The following is a 19,678-nucleotide window of genomic DNA, read 5'->3' on the forward strand; positions in this document are numbered from 1 at the left end:
CTACCCCGCCAGGCCCAGCAACCGGTCGGCGTCCGCCCCGGCCGGCTGCCCCGCGTCCGTGTCCGCGTCCGTGTCCGCGGGCAGGGGGGTCCGCAACGCGGTCGCCCCCGACTCCCAGGCGTCGAGCACGAGCCGGCCGACGAGACCGTCGACGCCGAGGCAGGTCCGGGCACCGAGCAGGACGTCCGGCACCAGGTCGGGCTCGGCCGCGACGAGGCTCCCGCACAGGTCGTGCGCGGCGACCTGCTCGTGGACGGCGTCGGCCTCGACGTGCTCGTCGAAGTACTCGGTGGCGTCCGGGCCCAGCCCCAGCCGCTGCAGGCCGGCGCTCATCCGGCCCGACGGCAGCGACGACGTCGCCTCGAAGGCCGCGAGGTGGCCGCAGAGGGCTCCGCGCAGCCGGTGGTGCAGCGCGAACAACGAGATCGCGTTGACCGAGGCGAGCGACGGCGCGGGGACGAGGTCGAGGTAGTCGTTGGGACGGTCGGACAGGCCGAGCGCCCGCAGCATCCGCGCGAACAGCCCGGCGTGCACCCGGTCGGGGTGCCCGCCGCCGTACTCGTCGGCCTGGATCTCGACGAGCGCGGCCTTCGCCCGCCCGCGTAGTCGCGGGATCGCGAAGGTGTGCGGGTCGGCCTCCTTGAGCTGGTAGACGGTGCGCATCGCCATCAGCTCGCGCACCTGGTCGAGGGTGGCGTGGCGGGCGACGTACGCCGCGACGGGGCCGCCCACCGGGCCGTCACCCTCCGTCGCCAGGCGCAGCAGTGCAGCCGGTAGCTCCTCGGGCGCGACGTCGTCCGCCGAGCCGCCGGGCGCAGACCCGCCGTCCACCGGTCCGTCGGCGTCGAAGCGACGTCGCAAGGCCGCCTCGAACGCCGCCTCGACGACCGCGCGGGCCGCGAGCAGGTCGGAGGACCACTCCCAGCCGCCGTCCGCGCCGTCCAGGCCGTAGTGCAGCTCGTAGGCCAGGTACAGCGCGAGCTGGACGTCCTCGTCGACGAGGAGGTCGCGGCTGCGGTCCACGGCGACGCGAGCGGTGGTCACGAGGCCCGGAACAGGTCGCACCGGGCCGGTGACGGCGTCCAGGACGGCTGCGCTGAGTGGTCCGCGAGCGTCGCACCACGACATGTCGGTTCCCTTTCCCCGGGGTGACGGCGGCAAACCCGCACGCCGGCCCGGCGGGCGCACCCGGCGGGCCGGACCTACCGTGACCGCAGAGCAGCCACCTCGCATCTCGTGCGGTGGTGGAGGCCGCGCGACCGTGCGGCCGGGGGCGGACGGACGTGATGGAGGTCGCCGTGGCCGGTGGTCAGGGTGCTGGTGGTCAGGGTGCTGGTGGTCAGGGTGCTGGTGGTCAGGGTGCTGGTGGTCAGGGTGTGCGAGGCCGCCGGGCGGACGACGGGGTCGTGACCCCGTTGACGACGGCGACGCGCCCGCGGCCCGACCGGACGGAGCCGCCCGTGACGGTGACCGCGTACCCGGACGGGCCGCTGGTCGTGCGCGGTGGCGCCGAGGTCGTCGGCGAGGACGGGCGCCCGGTGGGACGCCCGCGGGCGTCGGTGGCCCTGTGCCGGTGCGGGATGTCCGGCCGGGCGCCGCTGTGCGACGGCAGCCACCAGGTCGCCGCACGGGCCCGGCGGCGTCGCGACCGCAGCTGACCCTGTGGTCGGGGTCGGGGTCGGGGTCGGGGCCGGGGGCGCCTCAGCGCCGGTGGCGGGCGGCGCCCGCCACGGTGACGACCGCGACCGCGACCGCACCGACGGCTGCGGTGACCCACGCCGCGGTGGACGGCGGCCCGTCGCCGAGCCGCGCGACGACCACCCAGGCCAGCGCCCACGTCACGGCCGCACCGAAGGCGACCCGCCCGCGGGCGGACCACGACACCGCGCAGCCGACGACCGCCGCGACCGCCAGCATCGCGACCGCCCACACCTCCCGGCCGGGCGCCAGGTCCCCGTACCCCGCCTCCACGAGGGTCGTCGAGGCGTTCGCGACCGTGGCCACGCTCACCCACCCCAGGTACAGGCCGGTCGTCCCGTCGAGGAGGACGCCCTCCACGCGGGACGCGGGACGGTCCCGCAGCAGCAGCGCGTACGCGCGGGCCAGCACCGCCAGCAGCGCCGCGATGACGGCGACCGACAGCCACGTCAGCTCGGCCCGGGCCACCAGGATCCACGTCAGGTTGAGGACCATGGACGCCAGCACCCACCAGCGCACCCGGTCCAGCCGGGGCAGGTCGCGGCGGGACGGCGCGGCCTGCCACACGGCCAGCGCGACCAGCCCCGCGTAGATGACGCTCCAGATGCTGAAGGCGGTCCCGGCGGGCACCACCAGGGACGCCTGCGGCGACAGGTCGCCGTCGCCGACCTCGCCGATGGACGGGCCGCCGAACGCGCCCGTGCCGATCAGCAGGGCCAGGACGGCGACCACGCCGCCCGCCAGCAGCAGCACCTGCCGCAGCAGCCCCAGGTCCCCGGATCCGTGGTCCACGTGCGTCGTCGACGTCATGCACCGATCCTCCGGTGCCCCGGGCGCCGGCGCCCGTCGAGCGGCTCGTCCGGTGCAGGTGGGGGCAGGTAGGGGCCGGTGGGTGCCGGCGCGTGGGGTCAGGACGTTTGGCTCGCCGGGTGCGGGGCACGGTTGCACCGGCCACACCCACCACCAGGACGGAGGACGCCATGACCACCGCGCGCGACATCATGACCGAGGGCGCCGACTGCGTCCGCACCACCGACACCCTCGTCGACGCCGCCCGCCGGATGCGGGACCTCGACGTCGGTGCGCTGCCGATCTGCGGGGACGACGACCGGTTGCACGGCGTCGTCACCGACCGCGACATCGTCGTCAAGTGCCTCGCCGAGGGTGGCGACCCGACGTCCGCGACGGTCGCCGACCTCGGCGAGTTCGAGGTCGTCACGATCGGCGCGGACGACGACGTCGACGAGGTGCTGCGGACCATGTCCGAGCACAAGGTCCGCCGCCTGCCGGTGATCGACGGTCACCGGCTCGTCGGCATGGTCGCCCAGGCCGACGTCGCCCGGGCGCTGCCGGAGCGCAAGGTCGGCGACGTCCTCGAGGCCATCTCCAGCTGACGAGAGGGGAACCGGGTGAGCCCGACCACCGGCACGCCGCTGCTGCGACCGCTGTGGGACCTGCCGCAGCCGGCGGGCGGACCGCCGGGCGAGGACGTCGACTGCGACGTCGCCGTCGTGGGCGCGGGGGTGGTCGGGCTCACCGCGGCCGTCGTCCTCGCCGAGGCGGGACTGGGTGTCCGCGTGCTGGAGGCCCGTCAGGTCGGCGCCGGCACCACGGGCGGGTCGACCGCGAAGGTCACGCTGGCCCAGGGCACCCGGTTCTCCGAGCTGTGCGACCGGCACGGGGTGGACGCCGTCCTGCACTACGCGCAGGCCAACCTCGATGGGCAGCGGTGGCTGGGGGAGCGCGCGCGGTCGGCCGGTCACCCGGCCCAGGTGCGCGACGCCGTCAGCTACGCCACGACCGCGACGGGACGTCGCGCGCTCGAGCAGGAGGCCGCGGCGATGTCGGCTGCGGGGGTCGTCCCGGACGTCGTCGACGACCCCGGGCTGCCCTGGCCGACCACCGGGGCGCTCGTGCTGCCCGGCCAGCTGCAGGTCGACCCGGGGCGGCACCTGGCCGGTCTGCGGGCGCAGGCCGAGGTGGCCGGCGCCGTCGTCCACGAGGGGACGACCGTCTCGGTGCTCGCCACCTCCGACGGCGCGTCGCTGCGCTGCGTCCGGACCGCCGACGGCTCCGCGGCCGGGACGGTGCGGGCGCGCTGGGTGATCGTGGCCAGCGGCATGCCGTTCCCGGACCGGGCGGCGTTCTTCGCCCGGCAGGAGCCGGTGCGCTCGTACTGCGTCGCGGTGCGGGTCCGCGGACCGCACCCGCAGGCGATGCTGCTGTCCGTCGACCAGCCCACCCGGTCGGTGCGCACCGCCGGCGACGGCGTGGTGGTGGTCGGCGGCAACGGGCACGTCGTGGGTCGCGCCACCGACACCGACCAGCGGCTCGACGACCTCGAGGCGTTCGCCCGCGACCACCTCGACGTCACCGCGGTGACCCACCGCTGGGCGGCGCAGGACCACCGGACCGCCGACGGGCTGCCGTTCGTCGGTCGGCTGCTGCCGTGGCAGGGCTCGGTGCTGGTGGCCACCGGCTTCGCGAAGTGGGGGATGGCCGCGGGGACGGCCGCCGGTCTCGGCCTCGCCGGCACGGTGCTCGGCGAGCCGCCGGCGTGGTCGGCGTCCTGGGACCCGTGGCGCCCGACCGGGCTGCGCCAGCTCCCGCGGTTGGCGTCGTTCAACGCCGGGGTGGGGCTGCGGCTCGCCCAGGGATGGGCGGAGACGGTCCTCGGCGCCGTCCGGCACGCCGTCGGGGACCAGGCCGACGACGGTGCGGCGCCCGCCGAGGGCGAGGGTCGCGTCCGGCTGGCCGGTGCGCAGCCGCCGGTGGCGGAGTCGTGCGTGGACGGCGTCGTCCACCGCGTCGGCGCGGTCTGCCCGCACCTGGGCGGGGTGGTGCGGTGGAACCCGGGCGAGCGCACGTGGGACTGCCCGCTGCACGGCAGCAGGTTCGCCGCGGACGGCTCGCGGCTGGAGGGGCCGGCGACGCGGGGTCTGGCACCACGCGACTGACCGCGGCGTCGAGGGTTGAGCTGGCCGGCCCGTCGCGGTCCGGGCGGTGGACGTCGTCCGGCCGTCGGCGCCGCCGGTGCACCCGTCAGCGCCGCCGCTCCACCCGTCAGCGCTGCAGGTGCACCTCGTGGTGCTCGACCGCGCTGATGTCACCGGACGCCGTGGCCAGCAGCCGGTCCGCCAGGTCCCGCAGGGCGCGCGAGACGGCGACCTCCTCGCCGATCTCGGGCACGTCCTCGTCGGCGGGGTTGCGGCGGGCCCGGCCCTGACCGTGCAGGGGGTCCGGCCCGGGGCCGCCGTGCTGCGCGGTGCGCATCACGGCGTGCGCGGGGTGCTGTCGTCGTGGTCGAAGACCTGGACCTCGACGTGCCAGGTGCTGGTGCGGTTCATGGCTGGCTCCCGCCTGCGTCGTCGGCCACGGGCCCGCGCCGTTCGTCCGTGCGGGCGCGTGGTCGGTTCGGCCCCCTCGACGGGACCAGCCAACCTGACCGGTCCGGTGCCCGGCAGGGCCGGAGGTCCCGTGCCCGGGGTGCGTTCGCGGGGTCGCCGCGCAGCGACGAGGCTGGTGGGGAGGGTGTGCGGCCACCGTGCACCCGAGTCGCACCGAGGAGGAGGACCGCATGTCGGAGCAGTCCGGAGGATCCAGGAGCCCGCTGCGTGACGAGGAGCTGGCGCACGAGGTCAGCGGCCAGGTGCAGGGGGGCCGCAGCAGCCGGGCGGAGGAGTGGCGCGAGCCCGAGCCGGCCGGTGACGACCAGCCGACCGGTGACCGGGGGACGGTGCCGGAGGACCGCCGGGGGACGCCGCCGGGGATGACCTCGGGCGACGTCGACGAGCGCTCGGACATCGCCCGATTCCTCGGCATCGGCGCCTTCCCGGGCGACCGGGACGCGCTGGTGCGGGTCGCGCAGGGCAACGGCGCGACCGACGCGGTGCTCGCCGACCTGGGCCGGCTGCCCGAGGGCCGGCAGTTCGAGAACGTGCAGGACGTCGCCCGCGAGCTGGGGGTGGGGACGGAGCAGCGCCGCACCTGACGCAGGGGCACGAGAGGGCTCGCAGGGCCCGCGAGACGGACCCGCTGGCTCGCGAGACGGACGGACACGCCGTCGCCGGTTCGCTGGCGACGGCGTGTCCGTCCGTCTCGTGGGAGGGGTGGTGTGCGGGTGGGACGGGGGCGCGGGCGGGGTGGGTTCGGTGCGGGTGGGCGTGGGCGGCGTCAGCCGGGTGGGACGAGCTTGCCCGGGTTGAGGACGCCGTCGGGGTCCAGCGCCTCCTTGACGGCGCGCAGCACCCGGACGCCGACGTCCCCGACCTCGGCGCGCACCCACGGCAGGTGGTCGACGCCGACGGCGTGGTGGTGGGTGGCGGTCGCCCCGTGCGCGGCGATGGTGTCCGAGGCGGCGCGCTTGACCCGTGCCCACTGGGCCACCGGGTCGTCGTCCTGCCGGCCGACCACGGTGAGGTACAGCGAGGCGCCGGTCCGGTAGAGGTGCGACACGTGCACCTGCACGATCGGGTCCTGTCCCGGCAGGGCGGCGCGGACGGCGGACCGCAGCGCCGCGTGCAGGGCCGGCAGGTCCGCCCAGGTGGTCGCGGTCTCGAGCGTCTCCACGAGGACGTCGTGGTCGAGCAGGGCGTCCCGCAGGTACGGGCCGTGGAAGCGCCCGCGCTCCCACGCGCGCCCCGGCCCGGCGCCCAGCGGCAGCCCGCCGTGCCGGCGCAGCAGACGCGCGGCCGCCCGCCGTCGCGTGCGCACGTCGTCCGCCGTCCCCTCCCACCCCAGCACGGCGAGCACACCGCCCGCGCGGCCGCGGGCCGCGAGGTACCCGCGCAGCGCCCGGGCCCCCGCCGACCCCCCGGCGAGGGCGAGGGTGGTGGCGGTCTCCTCCTCGTCGGACAGCCGGCAGACGTCCGGTGCCCACCCGTGCCGCAGGTCCTGCGCCAGCGCGCGGAAGGCCTCGACCCCGTGGGCGAACGAGGGGAAGGACCACCCGGCGCGGACGACGGCCTCGGGCCGGCGGTGCACGGCCAGGGTCGCCGACGTCACCACCCCGTAGGCGCCCTCGGACCCGACGAGGACGTCCAGCAGCCGGGGCCCGGCGGCGCTCGCCGGTCCCCGTCCGAGGTCCAGGTCGCCGACCGGGGTGGCGCAGGTGAGGCCGACCACCATGTCCTCGACGCGGCCGTACCCGGTCGACGCCTGGCCCGCGGAGCGGGTGGCGACGTACCCGCCGACGGTGGCCATCTCCCAGCTCTGCGGGGTGTGGCCGAGGGTCAGGCCGTGCGGGGCGAGCGCCGCCTCGGCGGCGGGGGTGCGCAGGCCGGCGCCGAGGGTGGCGGTGAGCGAGACCGGGTCGACGGCCAGCAGCCGGTCGAGCCGGTGCAGGTCGAGGGCGACGACGGCGTCCAGGCCACCGCGCAGCGGCTCCAGGCCGCCGACGACGCTCGTGCCGCCCCCGGTCGGGACGACGGCGACGCGGTGCCGCGCGCACGCCTCCAGGACGGCTCGCACCTCGTCGTGGTCGGCCGGTGAGACGACGGCGTCGGGCGCGGCGGGGTCGCCGGCGCGCCGGCGCAGCAGGTCCGTGTAGGAGCGGCCCCCGGCGTGGGTGGCGCGCGCGTCGTCGTCGGTGCGGACGTGGTCGCGGCTCACCGTGCCGACGAGGGCGTCGAGCGCTGCGCCCTCCAGTCGGGTGGGCGGCAGGTCCGGGCGAGCGGTGGGCCGGGGCGGGCCGGGTCGCAGCAGCCCCCGCTCCGCCAGGGTCCGGTGGACGTGCCGGGGGAGGCCCACGGCGTGCTCCGGCGTTCCCCACGGGGCCCAGGCCGCCGGGCGCTCGGGGCGGCGGGGGGTGGTGCGCGTCGTCCACATGCGGTACACAGTGACACATGACGTCTCGACGTAACAAGGGCGCGACCCGCGGTGCGGTGGACGGCGCTGGTCACGACGCGGCCGACGATCCCGCCGACGTCCCGACTGACGTCCCGGCCGACGGCGCAGCCCAGGACCCCGTGCAGGACCCCGTGCAGGACGCCGTGCTGGACGCCGCACGCGAGCTCGTCCTGGCCGTCGGCGTCCGCCGCACCACGGCGACGGACGTGGCCCGGCGCGCCGGGATCAGCCGGATGACGCTGTACCGGCGCTACCCCGACGTGCAGACCGTCCTGACCGCGTTGCTCACCCGCGAGGTCACCGAGCTGCTCGCGGCGGTCGTGCACGAGGCCGGCTCCGGCACCGCCCGCGAGCGGCTGGTCGGCACGGCGCTGGGGATGGTCCGCCGCCTGCGCGACGACCCGCTGCTCGCCCGCATCCTCGACGTCGACCCCGAGCTGCTGCTGCCGTACGTGGTGGACCGGTCCGGGACGAGCCAGACCCTGCTGCGCGCCGCGCTCGCCGCCGTCGTCGCCCAGGGGCAGGACGACGGCTCGGTGCGCGTCGCGGACGTCGACACCGTGACCCGCGTCGTCCAGCTGACCGTCCAGTCCTTCGTGCTGTCGGCCCGGGTCGTGGACCGGGAGGCCGACACCGAGGCGGTGCTCGCCGAGCTCGCCGTCCTGCTCGAGCGGTACCTGGCACCGTGAGCGCGACAGGCGGCGGCCGTGACGACCGGGGCGGCCGCGGACGACCCGACTCCCGGCTGGACGCCGCCCGCCGCCGCGCCGACCTGCACCGCCTCGCGGAGGAGCCGTTCGACGTCCTCGTCGTCGGGGGCGGCGTCACCGGCGCCGGGACGGCCCTGGACGCCGCCACGCGGGGGCTGCGGGTCGCCCTCGTCGAGCGCGCCGACCTCGCCAACGGCACGTCGCGGTGGTCCAGCAAGCTCGTCCACGGCGGCCTGAGGTACCTCGCCGGCGGGGACGTGGCCCTGGCCTGGGAGTCGGCCCGCGAGCGCCACCTGCTGATGGAGCGGGTCGCCCCGCACCTGACCCGGCCGCTCGGGTTCCTCGTCCCGCTGACCGACGACGTGCCGCCCGCGCAGGCCGCGCTGATGCGCACGGGGCTGCGGCTCGCCGACGGCCTGCGCCGCGCCGCCGGCACCCCCGGCACCACCCTGCCCGCGCCCCGGCACGTCCCCGCGCCGGAGGCGCTCGGTCTCGTACCCGCGATGCGGTCCACCGGCCGGCGCGGCGCGCTGCTGCACTGGGACGGGGGCCTGGAGGACGACGCCCGGCTGGTCGTGGCCCTCGCCCGCACCGCCGCCCTGCACGGTGCCGCCGTCGTCACCCGGGCCGCCGTCCACGCCGCGGGGGGCGGTCGCGCGGTGGTCGAGGACGTCCTGACGGGCGAGCGGGTCGAGGTCCGCGCCCGGGTCGTCGTCAACGCCACCGGCGTGTGGGCCACGGGCCTCGCGCCCGGCCTGGAGCTGCGCCCCAGCCGGGGCACGCACGTCGTCCTGCCGGCGTCCGTGCTCGGCCACCCCCGTGCGGGAGTGAACGTGCCCGTCCCCGGGGAGCGCAACCGGTTCGTGTTCGCCGTCCCGCACGACGACGGCACCGTGCACGTGGGCCTGACCGACGACCCGGTGGACGAGGTCACCGACGAACCGCGGCCCGGCCCGGGCGACGTCGAGCGGCTGCTGGAGGTCCTCGGACGCGTGCTCACCGACCCGCCCACGGTCGCCGACGTGCTGGGTGCGTACGCGGGGCTGCGGCCGCTGGTCCTGGCCGGTCGGGCGGGCGGCGCGGCCGCCGGCGGCGGGTCCAGCGCGGACCTCTCGCGCCGCCACCTCGTGCGGACGGTCGACGGGCTGGTCACCGTCGTCGGCGGCAAGCTGACGACCTACCGGCGGATGGCTGAGGACGCCGTGGACGCCGCCGTCCGCGCCGGCGGGCTGGACGCCGGGCCGTGCGTGACGGCGTCCACCGGGCTCGTCGGGGCGGTGCCGCGCACGCTGCTCCCGGCGGTCCGCGCGCCCCGGCGGCTGGTCCGCCGCTACGGCGCCGAGGCGGTCACCGTGGCCGCGCTCGCCGACCGGGACCCCGCCCTGCTCGAGCCCGTCGTCGACGGGTCACCGGTCCTGGCCGTCGAGCTGCTGTTCGGGGTGCTCGCCGAGGGCGCGCTGACGGTCGAGGACCTGCTGGCGCGGCGGACGCGGCTGTCGCTCGTCCCCCGGGACGCCGACGCCGCGAGGGACGCCGCGAGCGAGCTGCTGGCCCGCGGCTGACGCGACGGGCCGCCGCGACGGGCCGGTCCCGCCGAGCGGGTGGACCCGCGGCGCAACCGGGTGACCGTGGCCGCCACGGGCTGCAGCCGGCCACCCCGCGTGCCGACGCGGCGGGGAGAGGGGAGCCGCATGCCCACCGCACCACAGCAGCCACCAGCACGACCAGCGCAGCCGGCGCCGACGCCGTCCCCGCCCCGCTCCGGGAGGGGCCGCTCGACCGGCGCCACCGCCGGAGCCGACGGCAGCCGCTGGGAGGCGCGACCCGTCCTGGCCGCGCTGGTCCGGGTCGTCGTGCTCGCCATCCCGTTCGCCGCGGTCGTGACCGCGACGCTGCTGCTGCGGCGCGCGCTGCCCGCCGGCTGGCCGCTGTGGGTCCACGTCACCGTCCTGCTGGGGGCGGGTGTCGCCGTCGCCCTGCTGACCGAGCGGCTCAGCCGCCGGTTGCTGCCGCTGGCCGTGCTGCTGCGGATGACCATGCTGTTCCCCGACCGGGCGCCCTCGCGGATCGCCGTGCTGCGCGGCGCCACGAGCACGCGCCAGCTCACCGAGCGGCTGCGCGACCCGGACCGCGACGCCGCCACCACCGCGCGGCTCATGCTCTCGCTCGTCACCGCCCTCGGCGACCACGACAAGCGCACCCGGGGGCACTCCGAGCGCACCCGGATGCTGGCCGACCTGCTCGGCGAGGAGCTGCGGCTGCCGCAGGCCGACCGCGACCGGCTGCGGTGGGCGGCGCTCCTGCACGACATCGGCAAGCTCGACGTCGCCCCCTACCTGCTGACCAAGCCCGGCGCCCTGACCGACGGCGAGTGGGAGCGGATGCGGCAGCACCCCGTCGCCGGGGCCCGGATCGCCGCGCCGCTCCTGGACTGGCTCGGGCCGTGGGGGCCGGGCATCGAGCACCACCACGAGCGGTGGGACGGGTCCGGGTACCCGCACGGGCTGGCGGGTGAGGACATCTCCCTCGCCGGCCGGCTCGTCAGCGTCGTCGACGCGTTCGAGACGATGACCGCGGCCCGTACGTACAAGCAGCCGATGTCCACCCGGACGGCCCGCGCCGAGCTCGCCCGCAGCGCCGGCACGCACTTCGACCCGCACGTGGTCCGGGCCTTCCTGGGCATCTCCCTGCCCCGGCTGCTGTGGAGCATGGGCCCCCTGTCCCTGCTCGTGCACCTGCCGTACTGGCACTCCCTGCAGACCGCGGGGACGCAGCTGGCCGCGGGGGTGTCGTCCTCGGCGACCGCCGCGGGGACGGCCGCGGCCGTCGGGGTCGGGGTCGCGACGGGCACGGTCGCCGTGGCCGGGCCGGTCGCCCCGGCGCCGCCCGCCGTCGTGAGCGAGGTGGGACCGGGACGCTCACCGGCCGAGGAGCCGGCGCCCGGTCCGTCGGGTGACGAGGCCGGCGGCCCCTTGCGCCCGACCGGTCCCGCGGCGGGTCCGACGGTCGGTCCGACGAGCGCGCCACCCACTGCGCCGACGAGCGCGCCACCCACTGCGCCGACGAGCGCGCCACCCACTGCGCCGACGAGCGCGCCCACCTCGGGTCCTCCGAGCCCCTCGCCGACCGCTCAACCGACTCCTCAGCCGACGGCCCGGCCGACCGGACAGCCCCCGGGCAGCCAGCCGCCGGACCGTGGGCCCGGCCCCGCCGGACCCACCGCTCGTCCACCGGCCCCGCCCGGTCCGTCCTCCGGTCCATCCGGCCGCGACTCGACCCCGCAGGGCCCACCGGCGGCCGGCGGCGGTGGGACGCCGGCAGGCGCCGGGAGCGGCGGCGCACCATCGGGCGCCGGGGGCGGCGGCGCACCATCGGGCGCCGGGGGTGGTGGTGCACCGGCGAACGCCACCGGCGACGGGCCGGGTATCACCGACGCCCGACCGGGCTCCTGACCCCAGGAGCCGTGCGCTCGCACGGCGACGCGGCAGGAGGCCCCAGATGCCCACCACCCGGCCCCGGACGAACCCGACCAGCCCGACCAGCGCGACCAGCCCGGCGGCGACCAGCCTCGCGACGTCCCGGAGACCGGACGCGGTGACCCGCGTGCTCGCGGACCCCGAGCTCGCCGGGGAGCTCGGCCGCCTCGCACGGCGCCGCCGGGCCGTCCACCCCCAGGAGGCCGCACCCGCCGCTGCACCGCCCCCGTTCGGCGGCGCCGAACGCGGCGAGCACCTCAGCGAGGCGATCGTCCTGCGGTTCGGGCGCCCCACCCTCGTCGTGCGCAACGACACGTTCGAGGTGCCCGAGGCCGACACGTGGCGCTCGCGGCTCGAGCCGTTCAAGGCCCGTCTCGACGCCGCGCTGCGGTCGGTCGGCCGCGTCGAGGTCCTCGGGGTGGGCGCCGACTTCGTCGGCACGGCGTGGGTCGTCGCCCCGGGCGTCGTGGTGACCAACCGGCACGTCGCGCTGCTCTTCGCCCGCGGCACCGGGACGGACGTCTCCCTGCGCACCGCCCCCGACGGCAGGCCCTACCAGGTGCGGGTCGACTTCGCCGAGGAGCACGGCCTGGCCCGCAGCCTCGAGGTCCCGGTCAGCCGGGTGCTGTACGTCGCCGACGACGACGACTCCTCACCCGACCTGGCCGTGCTCGAGCTCACCGGCGAGCCCGCGCAGCTGCCGCCGCCGGTGCCGCTCGCCGAGGCCGACCCGCCCGCGGGTGCGGTGGTCGCGACGGTCGGCTACCCCGCCGAGGACCCGCGCAACGACGCCGCCGACCAGGCCCGCCTCTTCGGTGGCGTGTTCGACGTCAAGCGGCTGGCACCCGGTGAGGTCGTCACGGCCACCGACGCCGGGTTCACCCACGACTGCACGACGCTCGGCGGCAGCTCCGGGTCCGTCGTCCTCGACGTGGCCTCGGGGGCCGCCGTCGGACTGCACTTCGCCGGCCGGTACCTGGACGCCAACTACGCCGTCGGGGTGGCCGCCCTGCGCCGGCACCTCGAGCTGGCCGGCGTGCGCCTGCCGACGGCCGCCCCCGTTGTCCCGGTCCCCGCGCCACGCCGCCCGCCGGCACCGGGACCGGGACCGTTGCGGCACCGGACCGGGTTCGACGAGACGTTCCTCGGCGACGGGCACCTTCGCGTCCCGCTGCCCGGGCTCGTCGGGGACGCCGCCCGCGACGCCGTCGTCGTCGACCCCGACGCCGACGGCACCGCCCGGCACCGGCTCGACTACCAGCACTTCAGCGTCGTCCTCGACGGCCGCCGCCGGCTGGCGCGGTTCACCGCCGTCATGATCGACGGGGCGCGGACGCGACGGCTCAAGCGCAGCCGTGACCGGTGGTCGCTCGACCCCCGCGTGCCGGCCGACGTCCAGGTCGGCGAGGAGCTCTACGCCGACAACGACCTGGACCGCGGGCACCTGGTGCGCCGCCTCGACCCGGCGTGGGGCACCGCCAAGGCGGCCGAGCGCGGCAACGACGACACGTTCTACTTCACGAACTGCACCCCCCAGCACGCCCGGTTCAACCAGCGCACGTGGCTGGAGCTCGAGGACTACCTGCTCGACTCCGCGGCCACCCGGGGCTTCCGCGCGTGCGTCCTGACCGGTCCGGTGCTCGCCGAGGACGACCCCGCGTACCGGGGTGTCGCGCTGCCGCGCAGCTACTGGAAGGTGGCCGTCATGGTCCGCGCCGAGTCCGACGAGCTCAGCGCCACCGGGTACGTCGTCAGCCAGGCGGACCTGCTCACCGACCTCGAGCTCGTCTACGGCGCGTTCCGGACCTACCAGGTGCCGCTGCGACGCGTCGAGGCCATGACCGACCTGCGGTTCGGTCCGCTCCGCGACGCCGACCCGCTGGAGACGGCGGACGAGGCCGCGGTCGTGCAGGTCACCCGGGAGGTGCACGGACCGGCCGACCTCGCGCTGTGACCTCCCGTGGGCCGGTGCGCCCGGCCGGGCGCGCCAACGGGTGACGGCGACGACCCGCGGGCGACTCTCCCTCACCCCGGTGGCGGCCCGTCCGATGGGACGGCATGCACCGGGACCGGCACTCCGCGGTGGCGGGGACCCGGCTCTTCATCGTGTACGCGGTGGCGAGCCTCGTCCCCGTCCTGCTGCTCGGTGCGGGCCTGGCCGAGAGCCAGCGCCGGGACGCCGTCCGGCACGGCCTCGAGCTGGGCCGGTCGCAGGCCGCGGTCGTCGCGGACACGGTCGTCGCGCCGTCCCTGGACGGCGTCGACCTGTCCTCCGGTCTGACCCGTACCCAGCGCGAGAGCCTGGGCGACGCCACCCGCACCGTCCTGGACAGCGGCGCGGTGCTCGCGCTGCGGCTGCGCACGTGGCGCGGCGACGTGGTGTTCGACGGCTCGGTGCTCGACGGTTCGGGCGCCGGCGCCCCGGCCGTGGCGGCCGACCACCCGGCGTTCCGGGCGGCCGCCGACGGGCAGGTGCACGTGCGCGTCCTGCCCGACGGCGTGGACGGGCCGACCATCCGCGTCCTGCAGCCCGCCACCGCGGCCAGCACCGGCCGGCCGGTGGGGGTCCTCGAGGTGGTGCTCCCGTACGCGACGGTCGCCGACCAGGTCGAGGCGTCGGTCGCCGGGACGCGCTGGCGGCTCGTCGGCGGTCTCGGCGCGCTGTACGTCGTCCTGGGCGCCATCTCCTGGTCGACGTCCCGCCGGCTGCGCCACCACGCGCGCCGGGCCGCGCGCGACGCGCTGCACGACCCGCTGACGGGGCTGCCGAACCGCGAGCTGTTCCGTCGCAGGGTCACCGAGGCGACCCGGCGCGGCGAGCCCTTCGCCGTCGTGCTGGTGGACCTCGACCGCTTCAAGGCCGTCAACGACAGCCTGGGGCACCACGCCGGCGACCAGCTGCTCACCGAGGTGGCCCGCCGCCTCGGGGAGGTGCTGCGCACCGACGACGTCGTGGCGCGGCTCGGCGGCGACGAGTTCGGCCTGCTCCTCGCCGGGACCGGTGACGCCGACGGTGCCCGCGAGCTGGCCGACCGGGTGCGCGAGGCCGTCTCCGCCGACACGGTCCTGGACGGCGTGCCGGTCAGCACCGAGGCCAGCCTCGGGGTGGCGTTGCACCCCCGCGACGGGGACGACGTCGAGACGCTGCTGCGCAGCGCCGACGCCGCCATGCACGTCGCCAAGCGCGGCACCAGCAGCGTCGTCGTCTTCGACCCGCTCAAGGTCGGCACGCACGGTCCCGGCGCTGCCGGTCTCAGCGTCCAGCGGGAGATGCGCCGGGCCATCGAGGACGGCGAGCTGCGCCTGCACTACCAGCCGAAGGTGGACCTGGCCTCCGGGCGCGTCACCGGTGTCGAGGCGCTGGTGCGCTGGCAGCACCCCGAGCGCGGGCTGCTCCCGCCGGCCGAGTTCCTGCCGTTCGTCGAGCAGTCCGGGCTGATCACCCCGCTCACCGAGTGGGTGCTGCGCAACGCGCTCGGCGACTGCGCCCGGTGGCGCGCGCAGGGCGCCGGCTGGGGCGTCGCCGTGAACGTCTCCGCCCGCAACCTCGAGGCCGACGGCTTCGCCGACCTGGTCGTCGACCTGGTCACCGCCAGCGGCGTGCCGACGTCCGCGCTGCAGCTCGAGGTCACGGAGACCGCGCTCGCGGTCGACCTGGAGGTCGCCGCCGGGACGCTGGAGGTCCTCAACGGCCACGGGATCGGGACGTCGCTCGACGACTTCGGGGTCGGCTACGCCAGCCTGTCGCACCTGCGGTCGCTGGCGATCACGGAGGTCAAGATCGACCGCGGGTTCGTCCGGCACGTGGAGACGAGTGACGAGGACCGCGAGGTGGTCCGGTCGCTGATCCAGCTCGCCCACGGCCTGGGCCTGCACGTCACCGCCGAGGGCGTGGAGACGGCGGAGGCCGCCACGTGGCTGCAGGCCGCCGGGTGCGACAGCGCGCAGGGCTACCACTTCTCCCGGCCGGTCCCCTGGGAGGAGCTGGCGGTGGCCGGCGACGCGCGGTTGGCGGACCTCCTGCCCGCCCAGCGCGTCGTGCCGCAGTCCGTGCTCACCGCGCCGGACGCCTGACCGCCGGTCGTCCCGCGCGCTCGCACGCCGGGGCGTCCTGCCCGAGGATCGGGGGAGCGCCCCAGCCGCCGACGCGCAGGAGACCCCATGAGCGCACCGACCGACCGTGCCACCCGCCCGGCGGGGCTGCGTCCGGGTGCCGTGCGGGACTGGTTCCACCGCACGCGCCGCACGTACGAGGAGGGCCACGAGCGGGCCGAGGGACGCCCGCTGCGCGGGTACGCGGTGCTGCTGGCGACGTACCTGGTGCTGGTCGGCACGGGGGTCGTGCTGGTGCGCCGCCGGACCGCCCGCGGCGGGCCCGTCGACGTCCCGTCGGTCGCCGACGTGCTGCTGCTGGCGGTCGCGACGTTCCGGCTGAGCCGCACGGTGGCCAAGGACGCCGTGCTCGCGCCGCTGCGCGCGCCGTTCGCCACCTACCAGGGGCGCGGCGGTCCCGGTGAGGTGATGGAGGCGCCGCGGCCCGGCCCGGTGCGGCACGCGGTCGGCGAGCTCGTCACCTGCCCGTTCTGCCTGGCGCAGTGGGTCGCCACCACCGGGGCGTTCGGGATGCTGCTGCGACCCCGCGCCACCCGGTGGGCGGCCGGCGTCCTGGCCGCCGTCGCCGGGGCCGACGCCCTGCACCTGGGCTTCGCGCGCCTGCAGGGCGGCGACTGAACCCGGGCCCCGTCACCCAGGCGACCCACCCACCGTTCCCACCCCCCCGGTGCGCACTGATCGTCAGACCGTCCTGGGGGTGATCACCCCCAGGACGGTCTGACGATCAGTGGGTGGGGGAGCGGCGGCGGCCCTTGACGAAGTAGGCGATCGGCCCGACCCAGTTGATCCCGATGACGGCGGCCCACTTCAGCTTGCTGCCGTTGACCTCGTCCCTCGGCCGCCGGGCGAGGTCCACCCACGCCGTGAGGGCCAGCGAGAGCTGGACGCTGAACGCCACCAGCGCCGCGGTCCGCTGCCGGGACGTCATGTCCTCCCACTTCCTGCGCTTCACCACCGTGCCCACCGGAACCTCCCTCGTCCGTCTCCAGCGCGACCTTCGTCCACCCTGCCCCACTGATCGTCAGACACCCGTGGGGGTGATGACCCCCAGGACGGTCTGACGATCAGTGGGGTGGGCGGGGGACCATGCTGCCGCGGGGTCGGCCGGCGCGAAAGGGACCGACGTCCTCCGGGGACGTGCCAGGATCGCCGGGGTGGACCGCCGGCAGCTGGACGACGTGGTGGAGCGGGAGCTGCGGCTGCTGGACCCGGGCGTCCGCCGCGACGGGGACGGCGTCCTGGCGCTGCTGCACCCCGACTTCGTCGAGCACGGGTCGTCCGGGCGGCGGTGGGACGCCGCGGGCGTGGCGCGGTCGCTGGCCGACGCGGACGACGAACCGACGGTCACCGCCGACGACGTGCAGGCCGCGCCGCTGGCCCCGGACGTGGTGCTCGTGACGTACCGGGCCACGAGCGCGGGACGGACGTCGCTGCGCGCGTCGGTGTGGGTGCGCACCCAGGACCGGGGGTGGTTGCTCCGCTTCCACCAGGGCACCCCCGTCCCGCCGACGGGGTGACGGCGCGGCGACGGGGGGTGAGCGCCGCTCAGCCGACGTAGTGGTGCCCGATCGCCCCCAGGGCGGTGTCGACCGCGGCCAGGCCCTCGCGCGCCTCGTCGTCCGTGACCGTGCACGGCGGGACGACGTGCAGCCGGTTGTCCGCGGTGAACGGCAGCACCCCGGCGCCCTTCAACGCGGTGACGAGCTCCCCCATCGCCGGGGAGGTGCCGCCGTAGGGGGCGAGCGGCTCCTTCGTCGCGCGGTCGGAGACGAGCTCCAGCGCCCAGAACACCCCGAGCCCGCGGACGTCGCCGACGACCGGGTGCCGGTCGGCGAGCTCGCGCAGGCCCGGCCCGAGGACGTCCCGCCCGACGCGGTCGGCGTTCTCCACGATCCCCTCGTCGTGCATGGCGCGCATCGTCGCGACGGCGGCGGCGCACGCGAGCGGGTGCCCGGAGTAGGTCAACCCGCCGGGGAAGGGCCGCTCGTCGAACGTCGCCGCGATCGCGTCGCTGATCACGACCCCGCCGAGCGGGACGTACCCGGAGTTGACGCCCTTGGCGAACGTGATGAGGTCGGGCACGACGTCGAAGTGCTCGAAGGCGAACCACCTGCCGGTGCGCCCGAAGCCGGCCATCACCTCGTCGAGGACGAGCACGATCCCGTGCCGGTCGCAGATCTCCCGGACGCCGGCGAGGTAGCCGGGCGGCGGCGGGATGATCCCCGAGGTGCCGGGCACGGTCTCCAGCACGATCGCGGCGATCGTGGCGGGGCCCTCCAACTCGACGGTCTGCGTCAGGTGCTCCAGCGCGCGCCGCGACTCCTGCTCGGGGGAGTCCGCGTGGAACGGTGACCGGTACGGGAACGGGCCCATCACGTGCACCGTCCCGGCGCTGCCGTGGTCGTTGGCCCACCGGCGCGGGCCGCCGGTGACGTTGATCGCCGTGTGCGTGCCGCCGTGGTAGGAGCGGTACGTCGAGAGCACCTTGACCCGGCCGGTGTGCAGCCGCGCCATCCGCACGGCGTACTCGACCGCCTCCGCGCCGGCGTTGGTGAAGAACACCTTCTGCATCCCGGACGGCGCGAGGTCGGCCACCATGGACGCCGCGAGCGAGCGCTGGTCGTTCGCGTGCTGCGGCGCGACCGTGCAGAGGCGACCGGCCTGCTCCTGGATGGCGGCGACGACCGCGGGGTGCTGGTGGCCGATGTTGGTGTTCACCAGCTGGGAGGACAGGTCGAGGAGCCGGTTGCCGTCGCCGTCCCAGACGTACGAGCCCTCGGCGCGCTCGATGACCATCGGGTTCAGCGACGCCTGCGCCGACCAGGAGTGGAACGCGTGGGCGCGGTCGAGGTCGTGGACCTCGGCGGCGGTGGGGCGGGGCAGCGACATGACCTCTTCCTACCAGCCGGCCGGTGGGCTCGTCGGGTGGCGTGCGCAGTCGGTGGCCTGCCGTCGGTAGGGTCCGGCGGGTGCTGGGACTGGGCAGGCTGCTGGGTGGGGCGCGCACGGGCACGCTGACCGTGGTGGACGACTGCGAGGTCCACGGCGAGAGCCTGCGGCTGCTGCGGCTGGAGGGGCCCTGGAACCCGGCGGCGGTCGACCGGTTCCGGTCCGCCGGCTGCGACGGGCTGGAGTGGCACCTGGGCCCCCGCGACACCGGGCAGACGGCCGACTCCCTGGTCGACCTGGTCGACGTCATCACCTACCTCGACGTCGTCGACGAGGCAGGGGACCTCGACCCCGCGGCGGTGGCCCGGCTGACCGGGTTGCGGCTGCTCGCCCTGACCCGCGAGCGCGACGGCGTCCGGGCGCGTCCCGACCTGTCGGGGCTGGTTGCCCTGCGCACGCTCGAGCTGGACGACGGCCCCGGCCTGGACGTCCCGGCGCTCCCGCTGCTGGAGCGCCTGCGCGTGGACCGCTTCCGCGGTGGCCGGCTCTCGGTCCTGCCGCTCCCGCGGACCGTCACGGACCTGTCCGTCTCCTGCGTCGAACCGCGTCCCGGCCGGCTCGACGTGGACCGGGAGGGACTCAGCTGGCTGATGGTGAGCAACCTGCGGGTCGACTCCCTGGCCGAGCTGCGGGCGCCCGACCTGGAGGTGCTGTCCGTCTCGTTCCCGACGCAGGACGTCGAGCTCGACCTGGCGCCGCTGGCGCGGGCTCCCCGGCTGCGCTTCCTGCGGCTGCAGGGGCCGGCGACCGTGCGCGGCCTGGACGCGCTGGCCGGTCTGGACCACCTGGAGACGGCGACGTTCGTGGACGTGGCGGTGCCACCCGACACGGTTGCCGCGGTGCCCGCGCTCACCGTGACCAGCAGCCGCTGAACGCGGCGGCCCG

General features: G+C 76.9%; 18 protein-coding genes. 12 read left to right on the forward strand and 6 right to left on the reverse strand.

Annotation, left to right across the window (positions count from 1 at the left end):
* On the reverse strand, positions 1–1,044 hold the full coding sequence (locus tag ACYVQV_RS12710; RefSeq protein WP_461023668.1) for an iron-containing redox enzyme family protein: 1,044 nt from the start codon (positions 1,042–1,044) through the stop codon (positions 1–3).
* A gap of 416 nt (positions 1,045–1,460) precedes the next feature.
* Between ACYVQV_RS12710 and ACYVQV_RS12715 the strand changes: the two genes are divergently transcribed.
* A complete protein-coding gene (locus ACYVQV_RS12715; protein ID WP_461023669.1) occupies positions 1,461–1,658 on the forward strand; it encodes a CDGSH iron-sulfur domain-containing protein in 198 nt (65 codons plus the stop codon).
* Between the two features lie 43 nt (positions 1,659–1,701).
* On the opposite strand, the gene ACYVQV_RS12720 is transcribed toward ACYVQV_RS12715, so the two are convergent.
* Complete coding sequence (locus ACYVQV_RS12720) at positions 1,702–2,508, reverse strand: tryptophan-rich sensory protein (protein ID WP_461023670.1); 807 nt, start codon at positions 2,506–2,508, stop codon at positions 1,702–1,704.
* Between the two features lie 170 nt (positions 2,509–2,678).
* Here ACYVQV_RS12720 and ACYVQV_RS12725 point away from each other — a divergent pair, with 170 nt between their 5' ends.
* Positions 2,679–3,092 (forward strand): CBS domain-containing protein, encoded by a 414-nt coding sequence (locus ACYVQV_RS12725; RefSeq protein WP_461023671.1) that lies wholly within the window; start codon positions 2,679–2,681, stop codon positions 3,090–3,092.
* Positions 3,093–3,107: 15 nt separating this feature from the next.
* Positions 3,108–4,655 carry an FAD-dependent oxidoreductase gene (locus tag ACYVQV_RS12730; RefSeq protein ID WP_461023672.1) on the forward strand — a complete coding sequence of 516 codons (1,548 nt, stop codon included), beginning with the start codon at positions 3,108–3,110 and terminating at the stop codon, positions 4,653–4,655.
* Between the two features lie 106 nt (positions 4,656–4,761).
* Here ACYVQV_RS12730 and ACYVQV_RS12735 read toward each other — a convergent pair whose 3' ends face one another.
* Entirely contained in the window at positions 4,762–4,971 is a 210-nt protein-coding gene (locus tag ACYVQV_RS12735; protein ID WP_461023673.1) for a dsRBD fold-containing protein, read from the reverse strand.
* A 304-nt stretch (positions 4,972–5,275) separates the two neighbouring features.
* Between ACYVQV_RS12735 and ACYVQV_RS12740 the strand changes: the two genes are divergently transcribed.
* Positions 5,276–5,689 carry a DUF2795 domain-containing protein gene (locus ACYVQV_RS12740; RefSeq protein WP_461023674.1) on the forward strand — a complete coding sequence of 138 codons (414 nt, stop codon included), beginning with the start codon at positions 5,276–5,278 and terminating at the stop codon, positions 5,687–5,689.
* A 182-nt stretch (positions 5,690–5,871) separates the two neighbouring features.
* On the opposite strand, the gene ACYVQV_RS12745 is transcribed toward ACYVQV_RS12740, so the two are convergent.
* Entirely contained in the window at positions 5,872–7,524 is a 1,653-nt protein-coding gene (locus ACYVQV_RS12745) for an FAD-binding oxidoreductase (protein WP_461023675.1), read from the reverse strand.
* A gap of 17 nt (positions 7,525–7,541) precedes the next feature.
* On the opposite strand from ACYVQV_RS12745, the gene ACYVQV_RS12750 reads away from it, so the two are divergent.
* From ACYVQV_RS12750 to ACYVQV_RS12775, 6 genes are all read left to right on the forward strand, one after another.
* Positions 7,542–8,234, forward strand: a complete 693-nt coding sequence (locus tag ACYVQV_RS12750; protein ID WP_461023676.1) for a TetR/AcrR family transcriptional regulator — start codon at positions 7,542–7,544, stop codon at positions 8,232–8,234.
* On the forward strand, positions 8,231–9,817 hold the full coding sequence (locus tag ACYVQV_RS12755) for a glycerol-3-phosphate dehydrogenase/oxidase (RefSeq protein WP_461023677.1): 1,587 nt from the start codon (positions 8,231–8,233) through the stop codon (positions 9,815–9,817). Before ACYVQV_RS12750 ends, ACYVQV_RS12755 begins: the two co-directional genes overlap by 4 nt.
* A gap of 129 nt (positions 9,818–9,946) precedes the next feature.
* A complete protein-coding gene (locus ACYVQV_RS12760) occupies positions 9,947–11,707 on the forward strand; it encodes an HD-GYP domain-containing protein (RefSeq protein ID WP_461023678.1) in 1,761 nt (586 codons plus the stop codon).
* 46 nt (positions 11,708–11,753) lie between these two features.
* Positions 11,754–13,685 (forward strand): DNA/RNA non-specific endonuclease, encoded by a 1,932-nt coding sequence (locus tag ACYVQV_RS12765; protein ID WP_461023679.1) that lies wholly within the window; start codon positions 11,754–11,756, stop codon positions 13,683–13,685.
* A 104-nt stretch (positions 13,686–13,789) separates the two neighbouring features.
* Entirely contained in the window at positions 13,790–15,805 is a 2,016-nt protein-coding gene (locus ACYVQV_RS12770; protein ID WP_461023680.1) for a putative bifunctional diguanylate cyclase/phosphodiesterase, read from the forward strand.
* Between the two features lie 87 nt (positions 15,806–15,892).
* Positions 15,893–16,462 (forward strand): DUF1360 domain-containing protein, encoded by a 570-nt coding sequence (locus tag ACYVQV_RS12775; RefSeq protein ID WP_461023681.1) that lies wholly within the window; start codon positions 15,893–15,895, stop codon positions 16,460–16,462.
* A 106-nt stretch (positions 16,463–16,568) separates the two neighbouring features.
* Here ACYVQV_RS12775 and ACYVQV_RS12780 read toward each other — a convergent pair whose 3' ends face one another.
* Positions 16,569–16,772, reverse strand: coding sequence for a PLD nuclease N-terminal domain-containing protein (locus tag ACYVQV_RS12780; RefSeq protein ID WP_461023748.1), 204 nt, complete (start codon positions 16,770–16,772; stop codon positions 16,569–16,571).
* Positions 16,773–16,998: 226 nt separating this feature from the next.
* On the opposite strand from ACYVQV_RS12780, the gene ACYVQV_RS12785 reads away from it, so the two are divergent.
* Positions 16,999–17,361 carry a nuclear transport factor 2 family protein gene (locus tag ACYVQV_RS12785; RefSeq protein WP_461023682.1) on the forward strand — a complete coding sequence of 121 codons (363 nt, stop codon included), beginning with the start codon at positions 16,999–17,001 and terminating at the stop codon, positions 17,359–17,361.
* Positions 17,362–17,389: 28 nt separating this feature from the next.
* Here the strand turns inward: ACYVQV_RS12785 and ACYVQV_RS12790 are convergent, their stop codons facing one another.
* Positions 17,390–18,733 carry an aminotransferase class III-fold pyridoxal phosphate-dependent enzyme gene (locus ACYVQV_RS12790; RefSeq protein WP_461023683.1) on the reverse strand — a complete coding sequence of 448 codons (1,344 nt, stop codon included), beginning with the start codon at positions 18,731–18,733 and terminating at the stop codon, positions 17,390–17,392.
* 80 nt (positions 18,734–18,813) lie between these two features.
* Between ACYVQV_RS12790 and ACYVQV_RS12795 the strand changes: the two genes are divergently transcribed.
* Positions 18,814–19,665: a hypothetical protein gene (locus ACYVQV_RS12795; RefSeq protein WP_461023684.1), complete on the forward strand. Its 852-nt coding sequence runs from the start codon at positions 18,814–18,816 to the stop codon at positions 19,663–19,665.
* The last annotated feature ends 13 nt before the right edge of the window (positions 19,666–19,678 follow it).

The sequence above is a fragment of the Thalassiella azotivora genome, from assembly GCF_054781695.1.